A 23,683-nucleotide genomic window follows, 5' to 3' on the forward strand; every position below is an offset into this window, starting at 1 on the left:
GGATACGATCGGTCGTTTCCGAAGGTCTGCCTTGCCTACCGATGCGCCTGTGCGCGATCCCAGTCCTCAGGCTTGGGCAGGGTCTCGAAGGTATGCTCGGGCGGCGGCGAGGGCAGGGTCCATTCCAGCGTGTCCGCATGCTCGTTCCAGTAGTTCGGCACGTTCACGGGCTTGCCGGCGAAGAGCGTGTAGAACACGATGCCGATGAAGAACAGGAAGGAGGCGAAGGAGATATAGGCGCCGATCGACGAGATGTTGTTCCAGTACGAGAACTCGACCGGGTAGTCGATATAGCGGCGCGGCATGCCCTGGCGGCCCAGGAAGTGCTGCGGGAAGAAGATCAGGTTCGAGCCGATGAACATCATCCAGAAATGCAGCTGGCCCGCCCATTCCGGGTATTGCCGGCCCGACATCTTGCCGATCCAGTAATAGGTGCCTGCAAAGATCGCGAAGACGGCGCCAAGGCTCATCACATAGTGGAAATGCGCCACGATATAGTAGGTGTCGTGATAAACGCGGTCCAAGGGCGCCTGGGCGATGACGACCCCGGTCACGCCGCCGACGGTGAACAGGAACAGGAAGCCGAAGGCCCAGAGCATCGGCGTCTTGAACTCGATCGAGCCGCCCCACATGGTCGCGATCCACGAGAAGACCTTGATGCCGGTGGGCACCGCGATGGTCATGGTCGCCATCTGGAAATAGGTCTGCTGGGTCAGCGACATGCCGGCCGTGTACATGTGATGCGCCCAGACGATGAAGCCGAGAAAGGCGATGGCGGCCATGGCCAGAACCATCGGCAGATAACCGAAGATCGGCTTCCTGGCGAAGGTCGAGATGACGTGACTGATGATGCCGAAACCGGGCAGGATCAGCATGTAGACCTCGGGATGGCCGAAGAACCACAGGATGTGCTGATACAGCACCGGATCGCCGCCGCCGGCCGGATCGAAGAACTGCGTGCCGAAGTTGCGGTCCATCAGCAGCATGGTGATACCCCCGGCCAGCACCGGCAGCGACAGCAGGATCATCCAGGCGGTGATGAAGACCGCCCAGGCAAACAGCGGCACCTTGAACAGCGTCATGCCCGGGGCGCGCATGTTCAGGAAGGTGGTGATGATGTTGATTGCGCCCAGGATCGAGCTTGCGCCCGAGACGTGGACGGCAAAGATCGCCAGGTCCATCGCATAGCCGGCCTCGGTCGTGGAGAGCGGCGGATACAGAACCCAGCCCACCCCTGCCCCCGGCTGATCCGAGCCGCCCGGCGACAGCAGCGAGGCGATGGCAAGCGAGACCCCGCAGACATAGAGCCAATATGACAGGTTGTTCAGCCGCGGGAAAGCCATGTCCGGGGCACCAATATGCAGCGGCATGAAATAGTTGCCGAAACCGCCGAACAGCGCCGGGATCACGACAAAGAACATCATCAGGATGCCGTGATAGGTCACGACGACATTCCACAGATGGCCGTTCGGCGTGCATTCCGCCGCAGCGTCGGCGACCAGCCGCATGCCTTCCAGACACATGTATTGCACACCCGGATGCTGCAATTCCATGCGCATGTAGACGGTGAGTGTGACCGAGATCAGCCCGGCCAGACCCGCCGTGAACAGGTAGAGGACACCGATATCCTTGTGGTTCGTCGACATGAACCAGCGGGTGAAGAAGCCCCGCTTCTCTTCGATGCTGTCGCTGATCTGGGCTGACATGGTCCTGTCCTTTATCTGTGCTGGCTCCGGTCTGCGGATACGCGGATGGTCGGGCGCGGCGGCAAGCCGACCTGGCCGGCCCTGCGGCTATCGGCAAGGCCAAGGGTGGAATCGAGCCTCGCGGTGATCCGCCGGGCTGCCGCCGCGCCCTTCATACAGGCCTCGACCCGTAGCCATGTTCCCCAAGGGGCGGCAGCAGGGCATGGGCAGGCTTCACGCGCCATCGATCTCATCCAGAACCGCAAGCGCCTTGTTGGCATGGGCATAGGCGGCCCCGGCGCGCATCTCGGCCGCGACCCAGATCGCCTCCATGATCTGCTCGTTGGTGGCACCCTCGCGGCGGGCGCCCTTGACATGGCCCTCGATGCACCAGGGGCATTGCGTGACATGGGCCACGGCGACCGCGATCAGCTGCTTGGTGCGCTTGTCCAGCGCACCGTCGGCGAAGACCACCTTCGACAGCGCCAGAAAGGCATCGTCGATGGCTGGCGCCAGCGCGTGACGTTTCGCGCCAAGCGCGGCGCTGGCCTTGGGCATGGAGATGTCGGCCATGGTCGTCCTCCCTTCAGGTTCATTCGCGCCAATAGTCGTTGGCCGCGGCGATGGTCGCGAACCAGGCCGCCGCCACGGCCGAGACGTCGATCAGGCTGGCCGCATCCTCGGCATAGCGTGACCGCTGCGCCTTCAGCATCGCGACATCGGGCTGGGTCGTCCTGACCGCCCGCCGCGCCATGACGATGGCCAGATCGAAGCCCTGCTGCGGCGTATCGACCTGCAGGGTCGGCAGCCACGTCTCTGCCACCGCTGCGCCCGTGGCAGACTGGCCGGTCTGGGCAAGGCTGGCAGGCGGCAGCAGCGCCAGCGAGGCGGCAAGGATGCAACTGGATCGGAACATGGAACCTCCTCCTCGATTGGATCACATGGGGCGGGCTTCGGGGCATTGGATGCGGGGCCGGCGGCAAGCGTCGCGGGATTGCATGAATAGCGGCCCGGCTTCCAGCAGCAGGCTCATGCGCCCTTTTCAAAGCGCGGGAACAGCACGTTGTTTTCCAGATGGATATGCTCCATCAGGTCGGCCCGCAGCTGCGCGGTCCCGGCGTAAAGCGCCTGCCAGGTCCGGCAGGCGCCCTCGGGCACGGTATGGTCCTGCGTCAGCCGCGCCAGCTCTGCCAGGAAGGCGCCGTGATCGTCGTGATCATGCCGCATCTCGGCGATGGGGACGGCAATCCGGTCCGCCGCCTGCCGGCGCATGGCCGGGAAAAGGATCAACTCTTCCTTCTTCATATGCACCTCCAACTCGCCCCATATCCGCTGCAGCAGGTCGGCCAGGCCGCCGGGCACCTCCGGGTGGCCGGCATGGACCGCCTCGACCTTGCGCGAAAGCGCGATCAGTTCGGGGATCTGCCGGCGATGCGCCTGGTGATAGCGGGTCTGGATATGGTCGATCAGCGCCCCGGTCTCCCGTGGCGCATCGGGGATCGCCAGGGGATCGAGGTCGCCCAGGACCGCCTCGAGCGCGCCAAGGTCCAGCTGGCGCCGATTGGCTGCCTCTGCCAGCGGCACCTCTCCGTGGCAGCAGAAATCGATGCCGAAGCGGCGGAACACGCCGGACGCGCCGGGAAGCCGCGCGGCGATCTCGCCGACCGTCCGGTCGTGCAATGGGAATGTGGTCTGGGGCATGGCGGTCTCCATGAGCGGGGGGTGTCTGATGGTGAGTCGGGCGCCGCGGGTCAGGAGGATGCGCGAAGCCCTTATATTCGGTACTTGCAATACCGAATATCCTCCCACATAATCGGTATTGTCAATACCAATTAGGAGAGCCGATGCGTCTTGCGACCTTTACCGACTACGGATTGCGGGTGCTGATGCGGCTGGCGGGGGCGCCGGAAAAGCCGATCTCGACCGGGCAGATCGCCAGGGAGTTCGCCATCTCGCAGCATCACCTGGCCAAGGTGGTCAGCGACCTGGGGCTTGGCGGCTTCGTGCGGTCCGAGCGCGGCAGGTCCGGCGGGCTGCGGCTGATGCGCCCGGCGCACGAGATCACGCTGGGACAGGTGGTGCGCCATCTGGAGCGCAAGTTCGCCATCGTGGAATGTTTCCGCGCCGATGGCGGCGAATGCGTCCTGAGGCCGCGCTGCCGCCTGCGGCCGCAGCTTTCCGCCGCGCGCGAGGCGTTCATGGCCGAGTTGGACCGTACGACGCTCGAGGATTGCGCCTGGCCCGGAGCGGGTCCGGGAGGGCGCGTGGTGGCGGCCGAGTGAGGCCGGGAAAGAGAGGCGGCGATGCCTGGGATCGAATTGCAGCAAGACGGCGCCCGGATCGACGCGGCCGTCCTGGCCAGGGCATTCGGGATCAGCGCCGATGATTTGCGGCAGGGCATGCGCGACGGCACGATCACCAGCCGGTTCGAGCGCGGCGCGGGCAAGGATGCCGGCACGGTGCGGCTGATCTTCTTCTCGTCCAGCCGCCGCATTCGGATCACCGCGGACGAAAGCGGCAGGATCCTGACCTGCGGCGCGGTGGATTTCGCCGGATCATCCGGCCCCGGAAGCCGGAGGCCGGAGGCCGGCGCGGATCACGGGGCGCCTGGAAGCGGGCGTGATCCGGGACAGGCGGCCCATATCGAGACGCTTCTCGACCTGGCGTTGCAGGGAACCTTCCCTGCCAGCGACCCCATCGCGATCAGCATCGACGCGCCGCGCCGGACATCCCTGTTGCTAGGAAAGGCGCCATGATCGTCGCTCGCCCGCACGAGGTGCCGCGCCTGAAGCGGCCGCGGCGCTTTCCTGGCCCGCGCCGGGGGTGCTGCGCGGATCGCAACGCTGCGCATCCATCGCCTCGATCCCGACGGCATGGCCGGCCTGCGGCGGGATACGTTCCGCGACGATCTGGACGATTGCGGGCCGATACCGCTCGACGCGCTGATCTGGATAAAGAACAGGATCGACCCGACGCTGACTTTCCGGCGTTCGTGCCGCGAGGGCGTATGCGGGTCATGCGCCATGACGATCGATGCCACGAACTGGACCGCTTGCACCTGGGCGATAGCCGATCGGGCCAAACCTGCGACGATCTTTCTGCTGGCCAACCTGCCAGCGATCAAGGAACTGGTGCCCGACCAGACCCATCTGCTCGCCCAATACGAAATGATCGAGCCTTGGCTGAACCCCGGCCGCGCCATCGCCGAGATCAAGAAGAAAATGATCGAGCGGCAAGGCTGACACGAAGGAAGCGCCATGTCTCACCGCCGTCCAAAATCACCCAACATGCAGAACTACCGGCCACAGCTGACCTCCGTCCTGTCGTTCGGGCACCGGCTTTCGGGCGTGGCGCAGAGCCTCGGCGCCCTCGGCCTCGCAGCCTGGCTGATGGCCGGCGCCTCGGGCCAGGATGCGTTCGGAAGCGCGCAGGCGCTGCTGCTGTCCGTGCCTGGCCGTATTGCGCTTTTTCTTGTAACGCTGGCGCTGTTTTACCACCTTTGCAACGGCGTCCGGCATCTGGTCTGGGACAGTGGCCGGGGCTTCGAATTGCGCGCGATCTATGCCGGCGGATGGACGGTGGTGGGGACAAGCCTGATCCTGACGCTGGCGTTGTGGACATGGGGGCTGGCATGACGATCCGCCATATCCCGCCATTCGCACGGGCACGCGGCCTTGGAGCAGCGGGGCATGGCACGGGTCGTTGGTGGGCACAGCGGGTCTCTGCCGCGGGTCTGGTGCCGCTGGTCCTGTGGTTCGCCCTGGCGTTGGCCGGCAGCGCGGCCGCGGATCACGCGAAGCTGGTGGCCTGGTTGGCGGCGCCGCTCAATTCCGGGCTCATGATCCTGCTGTTGATGGCCGGCTTTCATCATGCGGCGCTGGGGCTCCAGGTTCTGGCCGAGGACTACATTCATTCTGGCGCGCGGTTCGTCGCCGCGGCGGCGATCCAGCTGGCCTGCTTTGCAGGTGTCGTGTTCGGCATCGCTTCGGTGCTGCGCATCGCGCCGATGGCATAGGAAGGAGTTCACGTGCTTATCCAGAAATTTCTGCCCACCGCGCGCCGGCACCTGCAATCGATCGATGTGAACGCGGCGCTTCTGCAGGCGGCAAGGCGGCTTGGCGAAGGCTGCGACATGCTGCTGGTCTGCGATGCTGCCGGCCGACTGGCAGGCGTCCTGACCAAGACCGACGTGGTGCGCCAGACAGGTCGCTGTACCGGCGCCAGCTGCACCGCACCTGTCATCGAGGCGATGACGCGCGACGTCACCACCGTGACCCCGGACGGTTGGCTGCAGGATGTCTGGGACATCATGAAGGCCCGCGGCTTCAAGAACATTCCGATCGTCGATGCAAACCGCCACCCGCTCGGCGTGCTGAATGCGCGCGATGTTCTTCAGACGCTGCTGCAGGAAGTGCGGGAGGAGGAAAACCTGCTGCATGATTATGTCATGAATATCGGCTACCGCTGAGCGGGCGCAAGGGAACGCCCATGTCTCTTGCATCGGCATGGGCCCTTCGCCGGCAATGGCGCAATGCACCCCTGCCTAGGATGTGGCCGGGCGATGATCCTTCCGCAGGCGATGCCCGCGAACAACGCGGCCGACAGGATACCGCCTGGAGGCACCGACAACCGCTATCCCCTTGCCTTAGGCCAGCCTGTTCCCGTGCATCGGTCGCCCGGCGATGATCGCCCGCAAACCGGCGCCGGAGCAGTAATCAGCGCAGGCAGAGGCTGTAGTGTCGGCACGATAAAGTTCCCCCCGGCAATCGCCATTGCCGTCCTGACGCAGCGACATCCAGCTACTGCCAACGCATCATTGCGTTATCAGCGGGTGTTCCTGTCCGGATCACGCCCGACCCGACCAGATCTTCGCCGCCTGCTGCGCCTCCCACATCGCGCGGTAGCGGCCCGGCCGCGCCAGCAGCGCGGAATGCGTGCCGAGTTGGACGACGCGCCCGTCATCCACGACAGCGATCTGATCCGCGCCGGCGATGGTCGACAGCCGATGGGCGATCACGATGACCGTGCGGTCGCGCACGACGGCATCGATGGCGCGCTGAACGGCACGTTCGCTTTCGGTATCCAGTGCCGCAGTCGGCTCGTCCAGGATCAGGATCGGCGCGTCCTTCAAAAGCGCGCGCGCGATCGAGATGCGCTGACGCTCCCCTCCTGACAGGCGGCTGCCGATCTCGCCCAGGGGCGTATTCCAGCCAAGCGGAAGCCGCTCGATGAAATCGAGGCATTGCGCGGCACGGGCAGCCTCGCGGACCTCGGCCTCGGTCGCATCCGGGCGGGCCATGCGGATATTGGCCATGACGGTGTCGTTGAACAGATGCACGTCCTGGAACACCACGGACAGCATCCCGCGCAGGGCGCTTTCGGGGATCTGGCGCAGATCCGCCCCGCCGATCAGGATGCGGCCCTTCTGGGGATCGGCATGGCGCAGGATCAGTCGCGCCAGCGTGGTCTTGCCCGATCCCGAGGGGCCGACGAATGCGGTCAGGCTGCCCTCGGGGATCGTCAGATCGACATCGCGCAGGGCCGGGGCATCGGCCCCTGCATAGGCAAAGCTGGCAGCTTCGAATCTGATGCCGCAGTGTGCCGGCGTTCGCGCGGGCAATGCCTGATCCAGGGGTGAAATGGCAAGCAGCGCCTTGATCCGGTCCAAGGCTGCCTCGATCAATTCCAGGATCGCGGTATAGAGAATGAAGGTCGCCAGCGGCTCGGACAGCCGCACCACGATCACCAGAAGCGCGGCGAGAAGCGCGAGATCCATCTCTCCCGCGACCACGAAGGCCACGCCGAGCCCAAGCATCAGGACCAGCCCGAGCTCGACAACGGTCGAGACGATGAGATTCGGCTTTTCTCCCTTGCGATGCCCGTAGATCTGGATCTCCTCCAGCTTGCGGAACGTCCGTTCAAGCCTGCCGGCGCGCGCTCCGGCCTGCAACGCGGCGCGCAGCACGGGCAGGCCCTGCGTGTATTCCAGCACATCCGCATTCGCCTGCTGGTGGGCGGCGCCCAGAATGCGCTTGCCACGCCCGATCGCGGGCCGGCGCCAGCGATACAGGGGCAGGATGGCGGGAAACACCACCAGGACCAGCAGCCCTGCGCGCCAGTCCAGCACCAGCAGCGCCAGCCCCGTCACCAGCGGCGTGACGACCGAGATGAAGATCAGGTTGAGAATGGTCAGCGTGGTCAGAAGGTTTTCATCGACGTTGTTGATGACCATCGAGTTCAGCTCGCCGGTGCGGTGGCCGTGCAGCATTTCCAGCGGCATGCGCCGCATCTGCTCGCCCAGCCGCAGCCGGACACGATGCGTGGCCGCGGCCATGCGGCCGTTGAAGTCGAAGCCCTGCGCCCACCACCTTGCCGCGGTCGCCGCGACCATGAGGATCGTGCAGATCCCCAGCCAGCGCAATGCGCCCGGCCAGTCCCTGCCGTCGAAGGCTGCGACAAGGACCGGCGCGATGGCAGCCAGCGCCAGCCCCTGCAACGCTGCGGCAAGCAAGAGGCCAAGAATGGCAGCCCGCAAGCGCGGGGCGTCCTCGCCCACGCTGTCCTGCAACTGGCGCCAGGTCTCGCGGATCGCGGTTGGGCCGGGGCGGCCGGCCGGGATGGTGCGCCCGGTCATTCGGCGGCTCCCTTCCTCATGTGTCCCAGGGTCCAGGCCTGCGCCTCGGCATGGCTGGCCCAAAGCCGTGCATAGCGCCCCGGCTGTGCCAGCAGGTCGTGGTGGCGACCCGCCTGGACAAGCCGGCCCGCATCGAAGACCAGGATCTGGTCGGCATGGACGACGCTTTGCAGGCGGTGGGTGACCGTGATCACCGTCTTGCCACGGGTGAGTTCGCCAAGCGCACGGATCAGCGCGGCCTCGTTTTCCGGATCTGCAAAGGCCGTCGCTTCGTCCAGGACAAGGACGGGCCGGTTCTGCAGGATCGCACGGGCGATGGTGATGCGCTGCCGCTGGCCGCCCGACAGCAGCGCGCCCCGCTCGCCGGCCGGCGTGTCGTAACCCTGGGGGAGCGCCGCGATGAAATCATGCGCCTGCGCGGCGCGGGCCGCGGCGATCACCTCCTCATCGGTCGCATCGGGACAACCGAGCCTGATATTCTCGGCGATGCTGTCGGAAAACAGGAAGGTATCCTGAAAGACGAAGGCCACCTGCCGCATCAGGTCGTCGGCGCCCATGTCGCGAATATCGACCCCGCCGATCAGGATGCGGCCGCCGGTCACGTCCCAGAACCGCGGGATCAGCCGCGCAACGGTGCTTTTGCCCGCGCCGGACGGCCCGACCAGCGCCGTCACGCTGCCGGGTACGGCAACGAAGCTGACATGGCGCAGCGCCTCGGTCTCGTCGGGGCCATAGCGAAAGCTCACATCGTCGAAGACCACGCCGGAATCCGCCGGCCGGCGCGAGTGGCCCTGCGCCGGGACCGGCAACAGCGGCGCGGCCAGCACGTCATGGATGCGCGCGATCGACAGCCGCACCTTGTCGATCATGTGGCGCAGCATCATCATCGGCATGACCGATTCGGCCATTCCGGTGCATAGCAGAAGAATTGCCAGCCACCGCACCGCGTCCAGCTCGCCCTCCCGGACCTGCCAGAGCCCCAGCCACAGCACGACGGCCAGCGTCGGAAGCGGGCTGAGGATCGCCCAGGTCATGCGGACCGAACGGCCCGAGTCACGATACCACCGCGCCAGCACCGCCAGATAGGCGTCGAGCGCCTGCTGATACCGGCCAAAGCTGGAATGGCCGGTGTCGAAATTGCGCACCACCGGCATCGCCTGCACGAACTCGACCACCGCTGCGCTGACCTTCTCGCGCGCCTCGTTGTACAGCCGCGCCATGTTGCGCCGGCGCTTCTGCGCGCCGCGCATCGACAGGATGCCCAGGCCCAGAACCGCCAGCACCGCCAGCGCCAACCGCCAGTCGAGCCAGAACAGGATCGCCGCCGTGGCCAGCGGCGTGACATAGGCGCGGGCATAAAGCGGCGTGCTGTCGGCGACGAAGACGTGCAAGGCCTTGACGTCGTCGTGGATCACCTTGGTCAGCCCGCCGGCGCCCAGGGCCTGGATATAGCCCAGGGGAACCTCGGCCATCCGTTCGGCCAGACGGCTTCGCAGGATACGCTCCAGCCGGAAGGCAGCATAGTGGGACTGGTTGAACGCACCCAGCCGGGCCAGATAGCTGGCGACCGTCCCCGCCAAAGCACCCAGCATCCAGACCCACGGCACCTGGCCCGGATGATCGCGCAGCGCCAGGACCGTCATCGCCAGGCAGATCATCGTGGCAAGGACCGCCAGTCCCGAAACCGCGCCCAACCCCATCGCAAGGCGGATCTGGCGACGCACGGGTTCCATGATGGCCCAGGCCCGGTCGTCGTCATCCCCGCGCTCGGGCCTTGCGGCATGGCTGGCAGCTCTCATGCGCCCTGCTCCCTTGGCATGCAGAGGGGCCGGATGAGGGCTATCCCGGCCCTTGGGGCAGGCGGGTCAGAACCCGTCGCCGGATCGATTCCGCGGACCCGGCGGTTGACCGCCCTGCAATATCGGGGGCGTTCGTCGACGAGGGTGTGGGCACAGCCATGGACTCCATCCAGTTCGATGCCGTGTAGGTCACGCGGGCCTTGGGGACCGTCTGTCCGAGCAAACGTGTCAACCAGATCGCACGTCATGATCTAGGGCCGCCGCGCCTGGATCAGGCGCCACCAGCCCTCGATGCTGGGCTCGTGAAGCAGTTCCCGCGCGCTCAGCGTGATGCCCGCCTGCTTCAGCTCGGCGACCAGCTTCAGCACCGACAGCGAATCCAGCCCCAAGAATAGCAGGTTTTCATCGGAACCAATATCCGCCTCGTCGGGAATAAGGGCCCACACGCGCGCTTCCAGCCATGCCCGGTCAAGCGTTTCGATAGATCCGATGTCGTTCATTCCGATCCCGTCCTGTCCTGTCCTGCGCAGCCAAGGCCGTTCCTTGACATCGCCATTAGTTGAGTATTTTTATCAACCACTATCGCCAGACGCAAGGGGATGAACATGGACCTGACCGCCATGCAGGCAGCCTATTGGACCGGGCGCGATTGGAAGGGGCCGGGCGGCGGCGTATCCGCGCATCTGCATACCGAGTTCCAGCCGGCGGGGCTGGAGCCGCGGCGGCTGGACCGCGCGGTGCGCGGGCTGTTCCGCCGGCACCCGATGCTGCGGCTGCGGGTCACGGCCGCGGGCCAGCAGGTGATCCAGCCGCTAGACGACCGCCACGCCTTGCGGCTTGACGACCTGCGGGAACTGGCGCCGGACCAGGCACAGGAACGGCTGGCCGCGACACGGCGGCGGATGACGCATCAGCGGCTGGACATCGCCTCGGGCGAAGCGGCAGAGTTCCGGCTGAGCCTGCTGCCCGGCGGCGAACAGCGGCTGCATATCGACCTGGACATGATCGCGGCCGATCCGTCCTGCTTCGGGCTGGTCATGGACGACTTGGCCCGGCTTTACGAGGATCCGGCCGGGATCGCTGCGTCCGAGGAACCCGAGAGCTGCTATTTCGACTACCTGGCCCGGCTGCCCCCCGACCCGGCCGAGGTGGCGGACCGGGAATGGTGGCGGGCGCGGCTACGCGACCTGCCGTCGCCGCCCTCGCTGCCGCTGCGCGACCAGGCCGGCGCGCCGGAAAGCACCCGGATCTCGGCCCTGCTGCCGCCGGCGCGGGCCGCGGCGCTGCGGGGGCTTGCGCGTGAATTGCGGGTCACGCAGACCGCGCTTTACCTGGCGGTCTTTGCCGCCCTGCTGGCGCGGGCGACGGGCGACCGGGCCTTTCGCCTGACGCTGCCGGGCTTCTTCCGCGCCCCGGTGATGCGCGGCGCCTCGCGGCTGGTCGGGGATTTCACCAATATCCTGCCGCTCGGCCTGCGGGTCGGGCCCGAGGCCACGCTGGCCGGACTGGCGCGCGAGGCAGGGCGCGAGATCGCCGAGGCGCTGTCGCATCAGGCCTGCCCCGGCGTCGCCGTGCTGCGCGAGATGTCACGCGGCGGCCAGGGCGTGGAATCCGCGCCGGTGGTCTTTACCAGCGGGCTCGACCTGGACGGGGCGCAGCGCCAGCTGCTCAGCCCGCGCGTCGGCCGGCTGTTCGGGCGGCTGGTCTGGAGCGTGTCGCAGGCGCCGCAGGTCGCGCTGGACGTGCAGGTCGCCGCGCTGGCCGAGGGCGTGCTGCTGAATTGGGACCTGCGGCTGGACGCGTTGCCCGAGGACTGGGTGCGCGCCGGTTTCGATGCCTGCCACGCGGCGCTGTGCCGGCTGGCCGATGCGCCCGATCTGGCGGCGGCGCCGCTGTCGGACTGGTTGCCAGCGCCGATGCGGATGCGGCGGCTGGGCGAGCTGCAAAAGGCCTATCTGCTGGGCCGCGAGGCCGAGCTGCCGCTGGGCCGCACCGCCATGCAGGAATATCGCTGCTATCGCGGCCCGCTGGATGCCGAAGCCCTGGCGCGCCGGGCCAAGGCGCTGATCGAGCGGCATGAGGCGCTGCGCTGCCGGCTCGACCCTGAATATTCGGCGCTGCGCGTGCTGGACGAAGCCGAACCGCCGCTGGAACGGATCGACCTTTCGGATATGGGTGCCGATGAGGCCGAGGCACGGCTGGCCGCCCTGCAGGACGAGTTCGCCCGCGCGCCGCTGCCGCTGGACGGGCTGCTGTGGCGGCTGGTGCTGGTCGAGATGCCGCAGCCCCGCGACCAGGCGCTGCTGGTCAAGATGGACGCCCTGCCGCTGGACGGCGCCGGGATCGCGCAGGTCGTCGCCGAATTGCTGGCGCCCGAACTGCCCCCGGCCTGCGCCCTGCCCGCACCGCCCCTCGAACAGGCCGACCGCGCCGCCGATGCCGCCTGGTGGCGCGCGCGTCTGGCCGGCGTCGAGGGGCCGCCCTGCCTGCCCTGGCGGCAGCCGCTGGACGGCATCGACCGCCCGCGCTGGCGCCGCGACAGCCGCCGCATCCCGCGCGATCAGCTGGCGCGCCTGGCCCGGCTGGCGGCGGCGCAGAAACTGACCCGCAACAGCATCGCCATGGCCGTGGTGCTGGAGGTGCTGGCGCGCTGGACCCCGGACCTGGCGCCCTGTGTCGCGGTGCCGGTGGCGCCGCCGCCGGGCGGGGCGCTGGCCAACCGCTCGTCCTTCGTCGCCGTCGATTATCGCGCCGACCGGGGCAGCTTCCTGGATCATGCCCGCCGGCTGCAAGAGGACCTGTTGGAGGGAATGGCGCATCCCGGCCTGTCGGGCATCGGCCTCAGCCGGCTGCTGCTGTCGCAGATGGGCGGTCGGATCGCGCTGCCGGTGGTGCTGACCAACGGCATGGGCTGGGACCGGGTGCCCGCCGATGCCGGGCTGCGGCTGGTGGACGGGCTGGTGCAGACCCCGCAGGTCGCGCTGGACCTGCGGCTGGCGCTGGATGCGGAGGGTGCGCTGCTGCTGCAAGCCGATCACGTCGAGCAGGCGCTGGAGCCTGCGGTCGTCGGCGCGTTGCTGGACGCCGCCGCCCGCGCCTTCGCCGCGCTGGCCGAACGGGACGAGCTGACCCTGGCCGGCGCCGATTTCCTGCCGCCGCCGCCCGCGGCCCCCGCCGGGGCGGAACATGCCGGCCCCGGCCATCTGGAGCGCATCGCGGCGCAGCTGTTCGACGGCGATCCCGACCGCACGGCCCTGATCTGCGACACCCGCAGCACCAGCTACGGCGCGCTTGGCCTGCGGGTGCGGCGCGTGATGGCCGGGCTGGCCGCGCGCGGGCTCGCGCCGGGCGACATGGTCGCGATCTGTCTGCCGCGCGGACCCGAGCATCTGGTGCTGACGCTGGCCTGCGCCTTCTCGGGGCTGGTCTGGGTGCCCATCGACGCCGCCGCGCCGCCCGAGCGGCGCGACTACCTGCTGCGCAATTCCGCGCCGCGGCTGGTCGTGGCCGGGACCGACCTGCCCGGCTGGCCGCTGGCCTCGCCCCGCACCCTCGAAGCGCATGACCCGGCCCCGATCCCGCAGGGACTGGCCGCGCTGTCCCGTTCCGAAGCGGCGGCCTATTACCTTTACACCTCGGGCACCACCGGGCGGCCGAAATGCGTGGTGCTGAACAACCGCGCCACCGCGAATGTCATCGGCCATACGCTGGATGCCTGGGGGATCGGGGCCCAGGACGCGGTGATCTCGGTCACGCCGCTGCATCACGACATGTCGGTCTTCGACCTGTTCGGCACCCTGGCCGCCGGCGCGCGACTGGTCATGCCCGCGCCGGCCGAGGAAAAGGACGCCCTTGCCTGGAACCGTCTGGTGCGCGACCACGGCGTGACCGTCTGGTGCTCGGTCCCCGCCATCGTCGAGATGCTGCTGGCCTGTGCGCCGGATGACGGGCTGACCTCGCTGCGGCTGGTGGCGCAGGGCGGCGACTACATCAAGCCGGCGGTGATCGACCGGCTGCGCCGGCTGCGGCCCGATGCGGCGCTGTGGTCGCTGGGCGGCCCGACCGAGACCACGATCTGGAGCATCTGGCACCGGATCGGCCCCGAGGACGACCGCATCATCCCCTATGGCCGCGCCCTGCCCGGCAACCGCTACCTGCTGCTGAACCCGCAGGGCGAACCCTGCCCCGAGGGCGTGGCCGGCCGCATCCACACCACGGGCGTGAACCTGGCGCTCGGCTATCTGCGCGACGGCGCGCTGGAACAGACCGACTTCACCGAGGTCGGGGGCATCCGCGCCTTTCGCAGCGGCGACCTGGGGCGGCTGCGCGGCGACGGCACCATCCTGTTCGACAGCCGGGTGAACGGCTATGTCAAGGTGCGCGGCGTGCGCATCTCGCTGGCCGATGTCGAGGCCGAGCTGGCCGCCCATCCCGCCGTCGCGCAGGCCCTGGTCGTGGACATTCCCGACGCGCGGGGCGAGACGGTGCTGGCCGCGCTGGTCGCCGGCCGCGATCTGCCCGAACCGGCCGCGCTGCGCGCCTTCCTGCGCGAACGGCTGCCGCAATCGCACCTTCCCGACCGCATCCTTGCAATCCCGGCGCTGCCGCTGTCGGCCAACGGCAAGCCCGACCGCCGCCGCGCGCGCCAGATCGCGGGCCAGCCCGGCCCCGAGCCGACCGCACCGCCAGAAGCGCCAGGTGCCGAGCCGGCGGACGCGCTGACGGGCCTGATCCTAGCCGCCTTCCGCGAGGCGCTCGGCGCGCCCGGAATGGGGCCCGAGGACGATTTCTTCGACCATGGCGGGCATTCGCTGGTCGCGACCCGGATCATCGGCAGGCTGCAGGCCGAGCATGGCATCGCCCTGCGCTTCACCGACATCTTCCGCCATCCGACCGCCCTCGCGCTGGCCGGGATCGCCACCCGCAGCGCGCCGGCCGCACCGATGCCCGCAGCCGGGGACGACGCGGCCGGGCCCCAGGCGGCGCCCCTGTCGCTGGCGCAGCAATCGCTGTGGAAGGCCTATGCCGCCTTCGGCTATGGCGGCATCTTCAACCTGCCCTTTGCCCTGCGTTTCCCGACTCCGGTGGACGAAGCGGTCTTCGGCCTGGCCTTCGGCGACCTGATCCGCCGCCATCCCGTGCTGCGCAGCCATTTCCGCGAGGAAAACGGCACGCCGCTGCAAGAAGTGGTCCCGGTCGAGCGGCTGGGCGATTATCGCTGGTTCTGGACCAGCGCCGAGGCGGGCGAGGCAAACCGCCGGACCGAGGCCGGCCATGTCTTCGACCTTGCCCGCGAATTGCCGCTGCGGCTGCGCTTCTTCCGCGAGGGGGACGAGCAGGTGCTGTCCATGCTGTTCCACCATATCGTGCTGGACGAATGGTCGCTGAACCTGCTGATGGACCAGCTTGACCACGCCTATCGCCAGCGCGCGGCGGGGCTGGCGCCGGAATGGCCCGACCAACCGCCGGGCTTCCACCGCTTCGCCGCCGCGCAAAGGGCGGCGGATACGGACCGCGCGCATCTGGACTACTGGCTGGATCACCTGCGCGGCGCGCCGCGTGCCCGCCCGATCCTCGGCGCTGCGCCGGGCGGACAGGACCCGCAGGGCGGCTGGACCCGGATCGACCTGCCGGCCGAGGTCGCACGCGGGCTTTACGCCACGGCGCGGCGCAACGCGGCCTCGCTTTTCGCGACGGCCTATGCGGCGATCGGCGCGGCGCTGGGGCGGCTGGGCGGCATCGGCGACCTGGTGATCGGCACCTCGGCCTCGGGGCGCAACGATCCGGCCTGGTTCGACACGGTGGGCTATTTCACCACCATGACCGCGCATCGGCTGGCGCTGGGGGCGCAGGACACGCCCGCCGCGCTGATCGCGCAGGTCCGCGACCGCATCGCCCGGTCGCTGCCGCATTCCGAGGTCCCGCTGGACCTGGTGGGCGAGGCGCTGACCGGCAATCCCGTCACCCGGCTGGACGAGATGTTCGAGGTCTTCATCCAGATCCACGCCCGGAACCGGATGAACGGCGCCATCGCGCTGATGGACGGCAGCCGCGTCGAATACCGGCAGATCGACCCCGACAAGGCGGAATCGCTGCTGGGCCTGCAATTCGAGATCGTCGAGGACGTGGCGGACGAGACCGCCGGCCTGCGCATCATGCTAAGCCATCGCGCCGACCGCTACGGCCCCGCCGAAATCCGCCGGATCACCGAAGCGGTCGAGGCGATGCTGGCCCGCTTTGCACAGCCGCAGGACGATCAGCCGCTGGACGCCGGCGAGGCAAGCCCCAGATGCGCGGCCAGCGTCTCTCCGGCATAGGCGTGGCGAAAGCGCCGCGCCTCGGCCAGCGCCGGGACCAGTTCGGACAGCAGCAGGTCCAGCGATTCCCCGCTGCCGCCCGGCAGGGCGATGAAGCCGTCCATGGCCCCGGCATCCGACCAGGCGGCGATCTCGGCCAGGGCCTCGGCCGGGGTGCCGACGAAAGTCCAGTGCCCGGAATTGGCCACCTCGGGCCGCAGCAGCAGGTCGCGCAGGGGCGGGCTTTCCTGCCGGATCAGCCGCTGCAGCAGCCCCGAATGGGTGCGGCTGCGCAGCGCCGCGTCCCCGGCCGGCAGGTCCGCGGGGGTCAGGGGGCGGTCCTCGGGCCAGTCGCCCAGGTCGCGGCCGACCAGCGCCCCCAGCTTGGCCCGCAGCGCGGCAGGATCGCGGCGGGCCTGCGCCTCGCGGAACATCTCCTGCGCCTCGCTCCGGCTGGGCGCCAGATAGGCGTGAAAGCCCGGCAGCAGCCGCGGCGCGTCGTCGCGGCCGGCGGCGCGGGCCCGGCGCTGCAGGTCCGACCGCAGCTCTTGCCCCGCGGCAGGGTCGGGGACCGAGGCGAAGATCGCATCGGCGACCGAGGCGGCGAAGCCGCGGCCCTCGGCCGAGGCGCCGGCCTGGAACAGCGCGACGCGCGCGGGATGGCGCGGCACGTTCAGCGGCCCCTCGACCTGATAGAAGGCGCCGCAATGGTCGATGGCCGCCAGCCCTTCGGCACCGTGGCTGTCCCAAAGGCGGCGCACGACATCGGTGAACTCGGCCGCGCGGGCGTAACGCTCGGCCGCCGAGGGCATGGCGGCAAGGCCGAAATTCCGCTCTCCATCCAGCGCGGTGACGATGTTCCAGCCCGCCCGGCCGTTGCTGAGCCAGTTCAGCGTCTGCAATTGCCGCGCGGCGACATAGGGCGGGTTGAAACTGGTCGAGACCGTCGTGACCAGCCCGATCCGCCGCGTCGCCCCGGCCACGGCGGTCAGCACCAGCGTCGGATCCAGCGCCGCCCGCGCGATGCGCGGCCTCGGCCCGGACCGCCAGCGCGCAATCCAGCGCCAGCGCCTGGTCCGGGGCCGGCGGCGGCCCCCAGGTCCGGGCAAGGGCCAGACCGATATGCAGCATCCGCGCCATCGCATGCTCCTCGTGAAATTGCGTCTGGATAATTCCGAGTGTTTTACTTTACGAACCGGAGGACGCGATTGCCAGCCGGAGTGAAAACGTGATCCGCATCCAGGGCCTGACGGTCGGCTATGGCCGAAAGCCGGTCATTCGCGGGCTGGACGCCAGCTTCGCGCCAGGGCGCTTCACCGCGCTGGTCGGGCCGAACGGCTGCGGCAAATCGACGCTGCTGAAGGCGGTGATGGGCTTTCTGCGTCCCCAGGCCGGCCGCGTCACGCTGGACGGCGTGCCCATGGCGCGCATCCCGCGCCGGGCGCTGGCACGGCGCATCGCCTGGCTGCCGCAAGAGAATCATTGCCCCGACTACCTGACCCTGGGCGAGCTGGTCGAGATGGGCGGCCATGCCCGGCAGGGGCTTTTCGCCGGGCCGGACGACCGCGACCGGCTGCTGTTTCGCGAGGCGCTGCGCATCGTCGGGCTGCAGGATCAGGCGCATCTGCCGGTCAACGCCCTGTCCGGCGGCCAGCGGCAACGCGCCTTCATCGCCATGGTGCTGGCGCAGGACACGCCCGTCGTGCTGATGGACGAGCCGGTGAACCACCTGGACGTCACCTATCAATATGCCCTGCTGGGGCTGGTGCGCGACCTGACGCGGCGCCATGGCCGCACGGTGGTCTCGGTCCTGCACGACCTGAACCTGGCGCTGAGCTTCGCCGACGAGGTGGTGATGATGTCGGGGGGCGAGGCCCGCGCCTCGGGGCCGGTGGCCGAGGTCCTGAACGCCGCGAACCTGCGCGAGGTCTTCGACCTCGACGCGCAGGTCATTCGCCACGAGGGTCGGCGGATCTGCCTGCCCGCCCTGCCGGAGCCCAGCGCATGAGGCGCGGCTTTCCGGTCCTTGCGGCGCTGGCGCTGGCGCTTTGCCTGCTGCTGGCGCTGTCGGCGGGCGAAAGCTGGATCCCGCCCTCGGGGATATGGGCCGCGCTGGCCCGCTTCGACGAGACGCGGCAGGCGGATGTCATAGTGATCTACCAGCGCCTGCCGCGCGCGCTGATCGCCATGCTGGCCGGGGCGGCGCTGTCCATGTCGGGGGCGGTCCTGCAGGGCGTGCTGCGCAATCCCCTGGCCTCGCCCTCGCTGGTCGGGATCAATGCCGGGGCGGCGCTGGCGGTGGTGGCCGGCGCCTTCCTGCTGGGGCTGGAGCCGCGGGCGCAGGGATCGGCCGCGCTGGCGGGCGGCGGCCTGGGCTTTCTGGCCAGCCTCGGCGTCGCGCGGCTGGCCGGCCATGCGCATGATCCGCGCGGGCTGGCGCTGATCCTGTCCGCCGCGATCGTCTCGATGTTCCTGGGCGGGCTGACGCAGGCGCTGCTGCTGTCCGATCCGGCGCTGCGGCAGGATTACCTGGGCTGGCTGGGCGGCAATGTCAGCCATGTCCATGCCGAAAGGCTGGCGGATTTCTGGGGGCTGGCGGCGCTTGGCATGGCGGCGATGCTGCTGCTGGCCCGCCGGCTGTCGCTGCTGGCGCTGGGGGCCGAGAAGGCCGCCTCGCTGGGCATCGACGTGGCGCGCACGCAACTTCTGGCGCTGGGGGCGGCGGTGCTGGCCTCGGCCTCGGCTGTGGCGATCTGCGGACCGCTGGGGTTTCTGGGACTGGTGGTGCCGCATCTGGTGCGGCCGCTGACCGGCGCGCGCTTCGGGGCGCTGCTGCCGGGCTGCGCCCTGGCCGGGGCCTGCCTGTGCCTGCTGGCCGACCTGATCGCGCGCATGGCGCTTGCCCCCCTGGCGCTGCATACCGGCGTCGTGCTGGAGCTTCTGGGCGGCATCGCCTTCATGCTGATGGTGCGCCGCTTCTACCTGCGCGGAGCCGAGGCATGAGCAGCCGCGCCCTGGACGGCCGCCGCGTGCTGCGCCTGCCGGGCGGGATGCAGATCGGACTGGCGAATCTGGCCGCCGCGCTGGCCCTGACGCTGGCGAGCCTGGGGCTGGGGGCGGTTTCGCTGTCCTGGGGCGAGACGCGGCTGGACCTGCTGGCGCCGCGGGATGCGGATCAGGCTTTCGCGCTTTACCAGGTGCGGCTGCCGCGCCTGCTTCTGGGCTTCATGGCGGGCTGGTCGGTGGCGCTGGCCGGCGCCATGCTGCAATCGCTGGCCCGCAATCCGCTGGCCGATCCGGGCCTGCTGGGCCTGTCGCAGGGCGCGATGGTGGCGATCATGGTCCTGACCGTGCTGGCCCCCGGCCTGCCGCCGGCATGGCTGCCGGGCGCGGCGCTGCTGGGCGGCCTTGCGGTCGCGGCGCTGCTGCTGGCGCTGGTCCGCGGCCATGCCGGCGGGCTGGCCGTGCTGCTGATGGGCATTGCGCTGGAATCGACGCTTTCGGCGGTGACGGCGGTGCTGGTCCTCTATACCCCGCCCGAGACCTCGCATGCGCTGGCCGGCTGGATGGCCGGGTCGCTGGCCCTGGCCGACTGGCCGCGGGTGACGATGCTGGCGCCATGGTTCGCCGCCAGCCCGATCGCCATCCTGCTGCTTGGCCGGGCGCTGCGGCTGATCGACCTCGGCGCGCCCATGGCGATGGCGCTGGGGCTGGATGCGGCACGGGCGCGGGTGGCGGTCCTGATCGTTGCGGTGCTGCTGAGCTCGGCCGCCTTGACGGCGGTGGGGCCGCTGATGTTCCTCGGGGTCATGGCGCCGCAGCTGGCGGCGGCGCTGTCGCCCGCCTCGGGCCGGGCGCGTCTGGTGCTGGCGGCGCTGACCGGCGGGCTGCTGGTCACGGCGGCCGACATGCTGGCGCGCAACGCCGGCACCGATATCGGCCTGCCGGTCGGGCTGGTCCTGGTGACGCTGGGCGCGCCGCTTTTCGTGCTGGCGATGCGGATGCGGCTGTTCCTGCGGATGAGTTCAAGCTGAAAAGGAGGACGAGATGCGCCGATTGCTGATGACCGCCCTTGTGGCGCTGGCCGCCATCGGGACGGGACAGGCCGCCGAGGTGACCGACGATACGGGGCGGCAGGTGCGGATCCCCGACGACCCGCAGCGCGTCGTGGCGCTGCACGAGCCGGTGCTGGCGGTGCCGCTGATCGAGCTGGGCGTGCCGGTCGTCGGAATCTACGGCCGGGGCGACGACGGCTCCAGCCTGACCGCGGTGGATTTCCTGCACGAGATGCTGGGACGTTCCAAGGATGCCGACCCGATCCCCGGGATCGGCCCGGTGGGCAGCATCAACCTGGAAAAGCTGCGCGCGCTGCGGCCCGACCTGATCATCGGCACCGATTACGATGCCGGCAAGGCCAAGGCCCTGTCCCAGGCGGCGCCGGTCTATCTGCAGAACAGCAGCGCCGCGACCGCCCACGGCTTCAGCGTGCAGGAGGAGCTGGCGCGCGTCCTGCATCGCGAGGACCGCTTTCGCGAACTCAGGACCGCCTATCAGGCCCGGCTTGACGGATTGCGCGGCCGGTTTCCCGATCGCCTGCCCAAGGCGCCGGGGGAAAGGACCTATCTCATCGTCATGCTGACCGACCAGGCCAATGTCGTGGCCGGCATGTCCGGCGCGGTGCAGGCCCTGGAGGACCTGGGCTATCGCCGGGCCGAGATCGCCGGCGAGGGCTCGACCCGGCAGTCGCGCTCGATGCTGATCCTGCCCGTCGGGGCCGAAAGCCTGGCCGGCCTGAACCCCGACCTGCTGCTGGTGATGACCAGCTTCGCCGCCCCGGCGCGGGACGAGGCGGCCGCGCGCGCGGCGCTGGACCGGCTTTCGCCCGGCTGGGACCGTTTCATGGCCCCGGCGCGCGAGGGGCGGGTGGTGTTCCTGGATTCCGCCAGGGTCACCAGCCCTTCAGTCGCCAGCGCCATGCACACGCTCGACGCGGTCGAGGGCTGGCTGGCCGGGGGGCCGCGCTGACGGCGAGGGCGCCGGGGCCGACGACCGGCGGTCTGCGGCCGGCCGCTCTGCGCGGCAGGCCCGCCAATGCGCCACCTGCTGGCGGATGAACCATTCCGCCACCTGCCCGAACAGGGGGCCGATGAAATCGGGGGCGAGGCCCGCCTCGGCGGCCCAGGCCGCGCGTTCGTCCAGCATCTGCCGCACCCGCTCCGGCGCGGGGATCGAGGCGATGTCGGGCTTGAAGTCCGCCGCGGCCAGCACATAGCGCAGCCGCAGCCCCAGCAGCCCGACGATGCGGGCGTCGATCATGTCGATGCCGCGCCGGACGTCGCCCAGCCCCGCCACCGCTTCCGGCGGGACCAGGTCCGGCGCCAGATCCTCGGGCACCACGACGGCCGGGCTCATGCACGCTCCTCCTGCCGCGCGGCGACGGGATCGGGGAAATGCGCCTCGCGCAGTTGCTCGCGCAGCTGGCGCTTGTTGACCTTGCCGACGCCGGTTTGCGGAAAGCGATCCAGCACGATCACCTCGTCGGGGATCTTGAAGGCGGCAAGCCCGGCCTCGGCCAGGTGGCGGCGCAACGCCCCCGGCCGGGGCGTGGTGCCCGGCGCGGCCAGCACGAAGGCGCAAAGCCTTTCGCCCATCAGCGCATCGGGCCGCCCCACCACCGCCGCATCCAGCACCGAGGCATGGGCGACCAGCAGATCCTCGACCTCGTCCACGCCGATCTTTTCGCCGCCCCGGTTCACCTGGTCCTTGGCCCGCCCCTCGACGGTGATCGCGCCGTCGGCGTCGCGCCGCGCGATGTCGCCCGAGCGATAGAAGCCGTCGGCGGTGAAGGCCTGGGCATTGTGCCCGGCCATGTCGTAATAGCCGCGGATCGTGTAGGGGCCGCGGACCTGCAGCTCGCCCGGCTCGCCGATGGCGGCCTCGCGCCCGTCCGGGCGGATGATGCGCAGCTCGTCCCAGGGCGACATGGGCCGGCCCTGGGTGTTCACGATACGCTCCTCGCTGTCGGTCAGCGCGGTGAAGCAGACCAGCCCCTCGGCCATGCCGAAGACCTGCTGCAGCTGGCAGCCCAGCTCCGGCCGGATGCGCCGGGCGCTGGACGGGTTCAGCTTGGCGCCGCCGACCTGCAGCAGCTGCAGCGAGGACAGGTCCGCCCCCAGCCCGGCCTGCGCATCCAGCCACAGCAGCGCCAGCGGCGGCACCAGCGCGGTCATCGTGACGCGATGGCGGGCGATCAGGTCGAAGCAGATCCCGGCCTCGGGCTCGGGTGCGACGACCACCGTGCCCCCGGCCTGCAGCGTGCCCAGGAAACCCGGGCAGGCCATCGGGAAGTTGTGCATCATCGGCAGCACGCACAGATAGCGCGTATCGCCGTCCAGCCCGCTGGCCGCCACCGCCATGCGGATGTTGTAAAGATATTCCATGTGCCGGCGCGGGATCAGCTTGGGCACGCCGGTCGTCCCGCCCGAGATCTGGAAACAGGCCACGTCCTCGGCATTGGGACCGGCCGGCAACGGGAGATCGGGACGGAACAGGCTGTCGAAGGGCGTCGCGTCCCGGCCGTCGCCCAGCACCACCACATGCCGGACCGAGGGAACCTTGTCCTGCACCCGCCGGGCCAGCGCCACCATGTCATACCCCCCGGGCTCCTGCGCCGTCAGGATCGCGCGGGCGCCGGTGAAATCGGCAAACTGGCCAAGCTCAAGGTCGCGATGCCCGGGCAAGGCCAGCACCGGCACGACGCCCAGCCGGCAAAGCGCGAAGAACAGCGTGACGAATTCCCCGCAATTGGGGAATTGCACCACCACCCGGTCGCCGCGAACCAGTCCCAGCGCCGAAAGCCCGCCCGCCAATGCCAGCGCATCGCGGTGCAACCGGTCGTAACCGATCTGCCGCGCATCGTCGATCAGGGCGATCCGCCGACCCAGCCGCCCGGCTTGCCGCGCCAGCAGGTCGAAGAATGTCTCGTATCGCCAGATCCCGGCCTCGCGGTAACGGTCAGCGACGTCCCGGGGCCAGAACGGGCAGCGGGCCTGCCAGTCCAGAGCGTGATCTGCCACAGCAATCTCCTTTCGCAATCCGCTGGCGAAGGGTGGGCAAATCTTCCTTGATAGGGAGGACCATGTCCGCTCCGCCGAAATCCCGACCGTGACGACTGGCGGAGGGCTGAACGCACGGTATCTTATCTTTTTTATCGGATTACTGTCGCACAACTGCAGATGGGTGTAAAGTGATCCTGCGGCGCAGGTTGTG

21 protein-coding genes are annotated in these 23,683 nt (G+C 69.5%); 11 read left to right on the forward strand and 10 right to left on the reverse strand.

Annotated elements, in window-relative coordinates:
• Positions 1 to 35: 35 nt before the first annotated feature.
• The 4 genes from QPR87_RS11975 to ric form a co-directional block, all read right to left on the reverse strand.
• Positions 36 to 1,706, reverse strand: a complete 1,671-nt coding sequence (locus tag QPR87_RS11975) for a cytochrome c oxidase subunit I (RefSeq protein WP_011749298.1) — start codon at positions 1,704 to 1,706, stop codon at positions 36 to 38.
• A gap of 213 nt (positions 1,707 to 1,919) precedes the next feature.
• Entirely contained in the window at positions 1,920 to 2,258 is a 339-nt protein-coding gene (locus tag QPR87_RS11980; RefSeq protein WP_011749297.1) for a carboxymuconolactone decarboxylase family protein, read from the reverse strand.
• Between the two features lie 19 nt (positions 2,259 to 2,277).
• Positions 2,278 to 2,601 carry a hexameric tyrosine-coordinated heme protein gene (locus QPR87_RS11985; protein WP_011749296.1) on the reverse strand — a complete coding sequence of 108 codons (324 nt, stop codon included), beginning with the start codon at positions 2,599 to 2,601 and terminating at the stop codon, positions 2,278 to 2,280.
• Positions 2,602 to 2,714: 113 nt separating this feature from the next.
• Positions 2,715 to 3,386: an iron-sulfur cluster repair di-iron protein gene (gene ric / locus QPR87_RS11990; protein WP_011749295.1), complete on the reverse strand. Its 672-nt coding sequence runs from the start codon at positions 3,384 to 3,386 to the stop codon at positions 2,715 to 2,717.
• A gap of 143 nt (positions 3,387 to 3,529) precedes the next feature.
• Here ric and QPR87_RS11995 point away from each other — a divergent pair, with 143 nt between their 5' ends.
• From QPR87_RS11995 to QPR87_RS12020, 6 genes are all read left to right on the forward strand, one after another.
• A complete protein-coding gene (locus QPR87_RS11995) occupies positions 3,530 to 3,967 on the forward strand; it encodes an RrF2 family transcriptional regulator (protein WP_011749294.1) in 438 nt (145 codons plus the stop codon).
• 21 nt (positions 3,968 to 3,988) lie between these two features.
• Positions 3,989 to 4,441, forward strand: coding sequence for a DUF6522 family protein (locus QPR87_RS12000; RefSeq protein ID WP_011749293.1), 453 nt, complete (start codon positions 3,989 to 3,991; stop codon positions 4,439 to 4,441).
• 117 nt (positions 4,442 to 4,558) lie between these two features.
• Positions 4,559 to 4,927 carry a 2Fe-2S iron-sulfur cluster-binding protein gene (locus QPR87_RS12005; protein WP_011749292.1) on the forward strand — a complete coding sequence of 123 codons (369 nt, stop codon included), beginning with the start codon at positions 4,559 to 4,561 and terminating at the stop codon, positions 4,925 to 4,927.
• A 15-nt stretch (positions 4,928 to 4,942) separates the two neighbouring features.
• Positions 4,943 to 5,320 carry a succinate dehydrogenase, cytochrome b556 subunit gene (gene sdhC, locus QPR87_RS12010; protein WP_011749291.1) on the forward strand — a complete coding sequence of 126 codons (378 nt, stop codon included), beginning with the start codon at positions 4,943 to 4,945 and terminating at the stop codon, positions 5,318 to 5,320.
• Positions 5,317 to 5,700 (forward strand): succinate dehydrogenase, hydrophobic membrane anchor protein, encoded by a 384-nt coding sequence (sdhD, locus tag QPR87_RS12015; RefSeq protein WP_024845261.1) that lies wholly within the window; start codon positions 5,317 to 5,319, stop codon positions 5,698 to 5,700. The genes sdhC and sdhD overlap by 4 nt, the downstream gene beginning before the upstream one ends.
• 12 nt (positions 5,701 to 5,712) lie before the next feature.
• The gene (locus QPR87_RS12020) at positions 5,713 to 6,153 is read left to right on the forward strand and encodes a CBS domain-containing protein (protein ID WP_011749289.1); all 441 of its coding nucleotides are present in this window, start codon (positions 5,713 to 5,715) and stop codon (positions 6,151 to 6,153) included.
• 378 nt (positions 6,154 to 6,531) lie between these two features.
• On the opposite strand, the gene QPR87_RS12025 is transcribed toward QPR87_RS12020, so the two are convergent.
• From QPR87_RS12025 to QPR87_RS12035, 3 genes are all read right to left on the reverse strand, one after another.
• The gene (locus QPR87_RS12025; protein WP_024845260.1) at positions 6,532 to 8,319 is read right to left on the reverse strand and encodes an ABC transporter ATP-binding protein; all 1,788 of its coding nucleotides are present in this window, start codon (positions 8,317 to 8,319) and stop codon (positions 6,532 to 6,534) included.
• Positions 8,316 to 10,118, reverse strand: coding sequence for an ABC transporter ATP-binding protein (locus tag QPR87_RS12030; protein WP_011749287.1), 1,803 nt, complete (start codon positions 10,116 to 10,118; stop codon positions 8,316 to 8,318). Before QPR87_RS12030 ends, QPR87_RS12025 begins: the two co-directional genes overlap by 4 nt.
• A gap of 251 nt (positions 10,119 to 10,369) precedes the next feature.
• Positions 10,370 to 10,618 carry a phosphopantetheine-binding protein gene (locus tag QPR87_RS12035; protein ID WP_011749286.1) on the reverse strand — a complete coding sequence of 83 codons (249 nt, stop codon included), beginning with the start codon at positions 10,616 to 10,618 and terminating at the stop codon, positions 10,370 to 10,372.
• A 105-nt stretch (positions 10,619 to 10,723) separates the two neighbouring features.
• Between QPR87_RS12035 and QPR87_RS12040 the strand changes: the two genes are divergently transcribed.
• Positions 10,724 to 16,435, forward strand: a complete 5,712-nt coding sequence (locus QPR87_RS12040) for a non-ribosomal peptide synthetase (protein WP_197029432.1) — start codon at positions 10,724 to 10,726, stop codon at positions 16,433 to 16,435.
• Here the strand turns inward: QPR87_RS12040 and QPR87_RS12045 are convergent.
• Positions 16,375 to 17,559, reverse strand: a complete 1,185-nt coding sequence (locus tag QPR87_RS12045) for an LLM class flavin-dependent oxidoreductase (protein WP_011749284.1) — start codon at positions 17,557 to 17,559, stop codon at positions 16,375 to 16,377. The two genes, QPR87_RS12040 and QPR87_RS12045, sit on opposite strands and share 61 nt — an antisense overlap.
• Before the next feature lie 83 nt (positions 17,560 to 17,642).
• Here QPR87_RS12045 and QPR87_RS12050 point away from each other — a divergent pair, with 83 nt between their 5' ends.
• Genes QPR87_RS12050 through QPR87_RS12065 form a run of 4 tightly spaced genes read left to right on the forward strand, consistent with a single transcriptional unit; the run spans position 17,643 to position 21,439 of the window.
• Positions 17,643 to 18,422: an ABC transporter ATP-binding protein gene (locus tag QPR87_RS12050; protein WP_285049669.1), complete on the forward strand. Its 780-nt coding sequence runs from the start codon at positions 17,643 to 17,645 to the stop codon at positions 18,420 to 18,422.
• Entirely contained in the window at positions 18,419 to 19,417 is a 999-nt protein-coding gene (locus QPR87_RS12055) for a FecCD family ABC transporter permease (RefSeq protein WP_285049670.1), read from the forward strand. Before QPR87_RS12050 ends, QPR87_RS12055 begins: the two co-directional genes overlap by 4 nt.
• Positions 19,414 to 20,448 carry an iron ABC transporter permease gene (locus QPR87_RS12060; protein ID WP_285049671.1) on the forward strand — a complete coding sequence of 345 codons (1,035 nt, stop codon included), beginning with the start codon at positions 19,414 to 19,416 and terminating at the stop codon, positions 20,446 to 20,448. The genes QPR87_RS12055 and QPR87_RS12060 overlap by 4 nt, the downstream gene beginning before the upstream one ends.
• A gap of 13 nt (positions 20,449 to 20,461) precedes the next feature.
• Complete coding sequence (locus tag QPR87_RS12065) at positions 20,462 to 21,439, forward strand: ABC transporter substrate-binding protein (RefSeq protein ID WP_028716740.1); 978 nt, start codon at positions 20,462 to 20,464, stop codon at positions 21,437 to 21,439.
• Here QPR87_RS12065 and QPR87_RS12070 read toward each other — a convergent pair.
• Positions 21,374 to 21,826 (reverse strand): chorismate mutase, encoded by a 453-nt coding sequence (locus QPR87_RS12070; protein WP_285049672.1) that lies wholly within the window; start codon positions 21,824 to 21,826, stop codon positions 21,374 to 21,376. The genes QPR87_RS12065 and QPR87_RS12070 overlap by 66 nt on opposite strands.
• Positions 21,823 to 23,490, reverse strand: coding sequence for a (2,3-dihydroxybenzoyl)adenylate synthase (locus QPR87_RS12075; protein WP_285049673.1), 1,668 nt, complete (start codon positions 23,488 to 23,490; stop codon positions 21,823 to 21,825). Before QPR87_RS12075 ends, QPR87_RS12070 begins: the two co-directional genes overlap by 4 nt.
• Positions 23,491 to 23,683: the final 193 nt, after the last annotated feature.

It is taken from the genome of Paracoccus sp. SSJ (assembly GCF_030234105.1).
GTDB classification, from domain to species: Bacteria; Pseudomonadota; Alphaproteobacteria; order Rhodobacterales; family Rhodobacteraceae; genus Paracoccus; species Paracoccus denitrificans.

What these genes read in the sequence shown, in the direction of transcription:
- QPR87_RS11975 (WP_011749298.1), bottom strand. Translation starts at nt 1,706, where the DNA reads ATGTCAGCCCAGATCAGCGACAGCATCGAAGAGAAGCGGGGCTTCTTC.
- QPR87_RS11980 (WP_011749297.1), bottom strand. Translation starts at nt 2,258, where the DNA reads ATGGCCGACATCTCCATGCCCAAGGCCAGCGCCGCGCTTGGCGCGAAA.
- QPR87_RS11985 (WP_011749296.1), bottom strand. Translation starts at nt 2,601, where the DNA reads ATGTTCCGATCCAGTTGCATCCTTGCCGCCTCGCTGGCGCTGCTGCCG.
- ric (WP_011749295.1), bottom strand. Translation starts at nt 3,386, where the DNA reads ATGCCCCAGACCACATTCCCATTGCACGACCGGACGGTCGGCGAGATC.
- QPR87_RS11995 (WP_011749294.1), top strand. Translation starts at nt 3,530, where the DNA reads ATGCGTCTTGCGACCTTTACCGACTACGGATTGCGGGTGCTGATGCGG.
- QPR87_RS12000 (WP_011749293.1), top strand. Translation starts at nt 3,989, where the DNA reads ATGCCTGGGATCGAATTGCAGCAAGACGGCGCCCGGATCGACGCGGCC.
- QPR87_RS12005 (WP_011749292.1), top strand. Translation starts at nt 4,559, where the DNA reads ATGGCCGGCCTGCGGCGGGATACGTTCCGCGACGATCTGGACGATTGC.
- sdhC (WP_011749291.1), top strand. Translation starts at nt 4,943, where the DNA reads ATGTCTCACCGCCGTCCAAAATCACCCAACATGCAGAACTACCGGCCA.
- sdhD (WP_024845261.1), top strand. Translation starts at nt 5,317, where the DNA reads ATGACGATCCGCCATATCCCGCCATTCGCACGGGCACGCGGCCTTGGA.
- QPR87_RS12025 (WP_024845260.1), bottom strand. Translation starts at nt 8,319, where the DNA reads ATGACCGGGCGCACCATCCCGGCCGGCCGCCCCGGCCCAACCGCGATC.
- QPR87_RS12030 (WP_011749287.1), bottom strand. Translation starts at nt 10,118, where the DNA reads ATGAGAGCTGCCAGCCATGCCGCAAGGCCCGAGCGCGGGGATGACGAC.
- QPR87_RS12035 (WP_011749286.1), bottom strand. Translation starts at nt 10,618, where the DNA reads ATGAACGACATCGGATCTATCGAAACGCTTGACCGGGCATGGCTGGAA.
- QPR87_RS12040 (WP_197029432.1), top strand. Translation starts at nt 10,724, where the DNA reads ATGGACCTGACCGCCATGCAGGCAGCCTATTGGACCGGGCGCGATTGG.
- QPR87_RS12045 (WP_011749284.1), bottom strand. Translation starts at nt 17,559, where the DNA reads ATGCGATGGCGCGGATGCTGCATATCGGTCTGGCCCTTGCCCGGACCT.
- QPR87_RS12055 (WP_285049670.1), top strand. Translation starts at nt 18,419, where the DNA reads ATGAGGCGCGGCTTTCCGGTCCTTGCGGCGCTGGCGCTGGCGCTTTGC.
- QPR87_RS12060 (WP_285049671.1), top strand. Translation starts at nt 19,414, where the DNA reads ATGAGCAGCCGCGCCCTGGACGGCCGCCGCGTGCTGCGCCTGCCGGGC.
- QPR87_RS12065 (WP_028716740.1), top strand. Translation starts at nt 20,462, where the DNA reads ATGCGCCGATTGCTGATGACCGCCCTTGTGGCGCTGGCCGCCATCGGG.
- QPR87_RS12070 (WP_285049672.1), bottom strand. Translation starts at nt 21,826, where the DNA reads ATGAGCCCGGCCGTCGTGGTGCCCGAGGATCTGGCGCCGGACCTGGTC.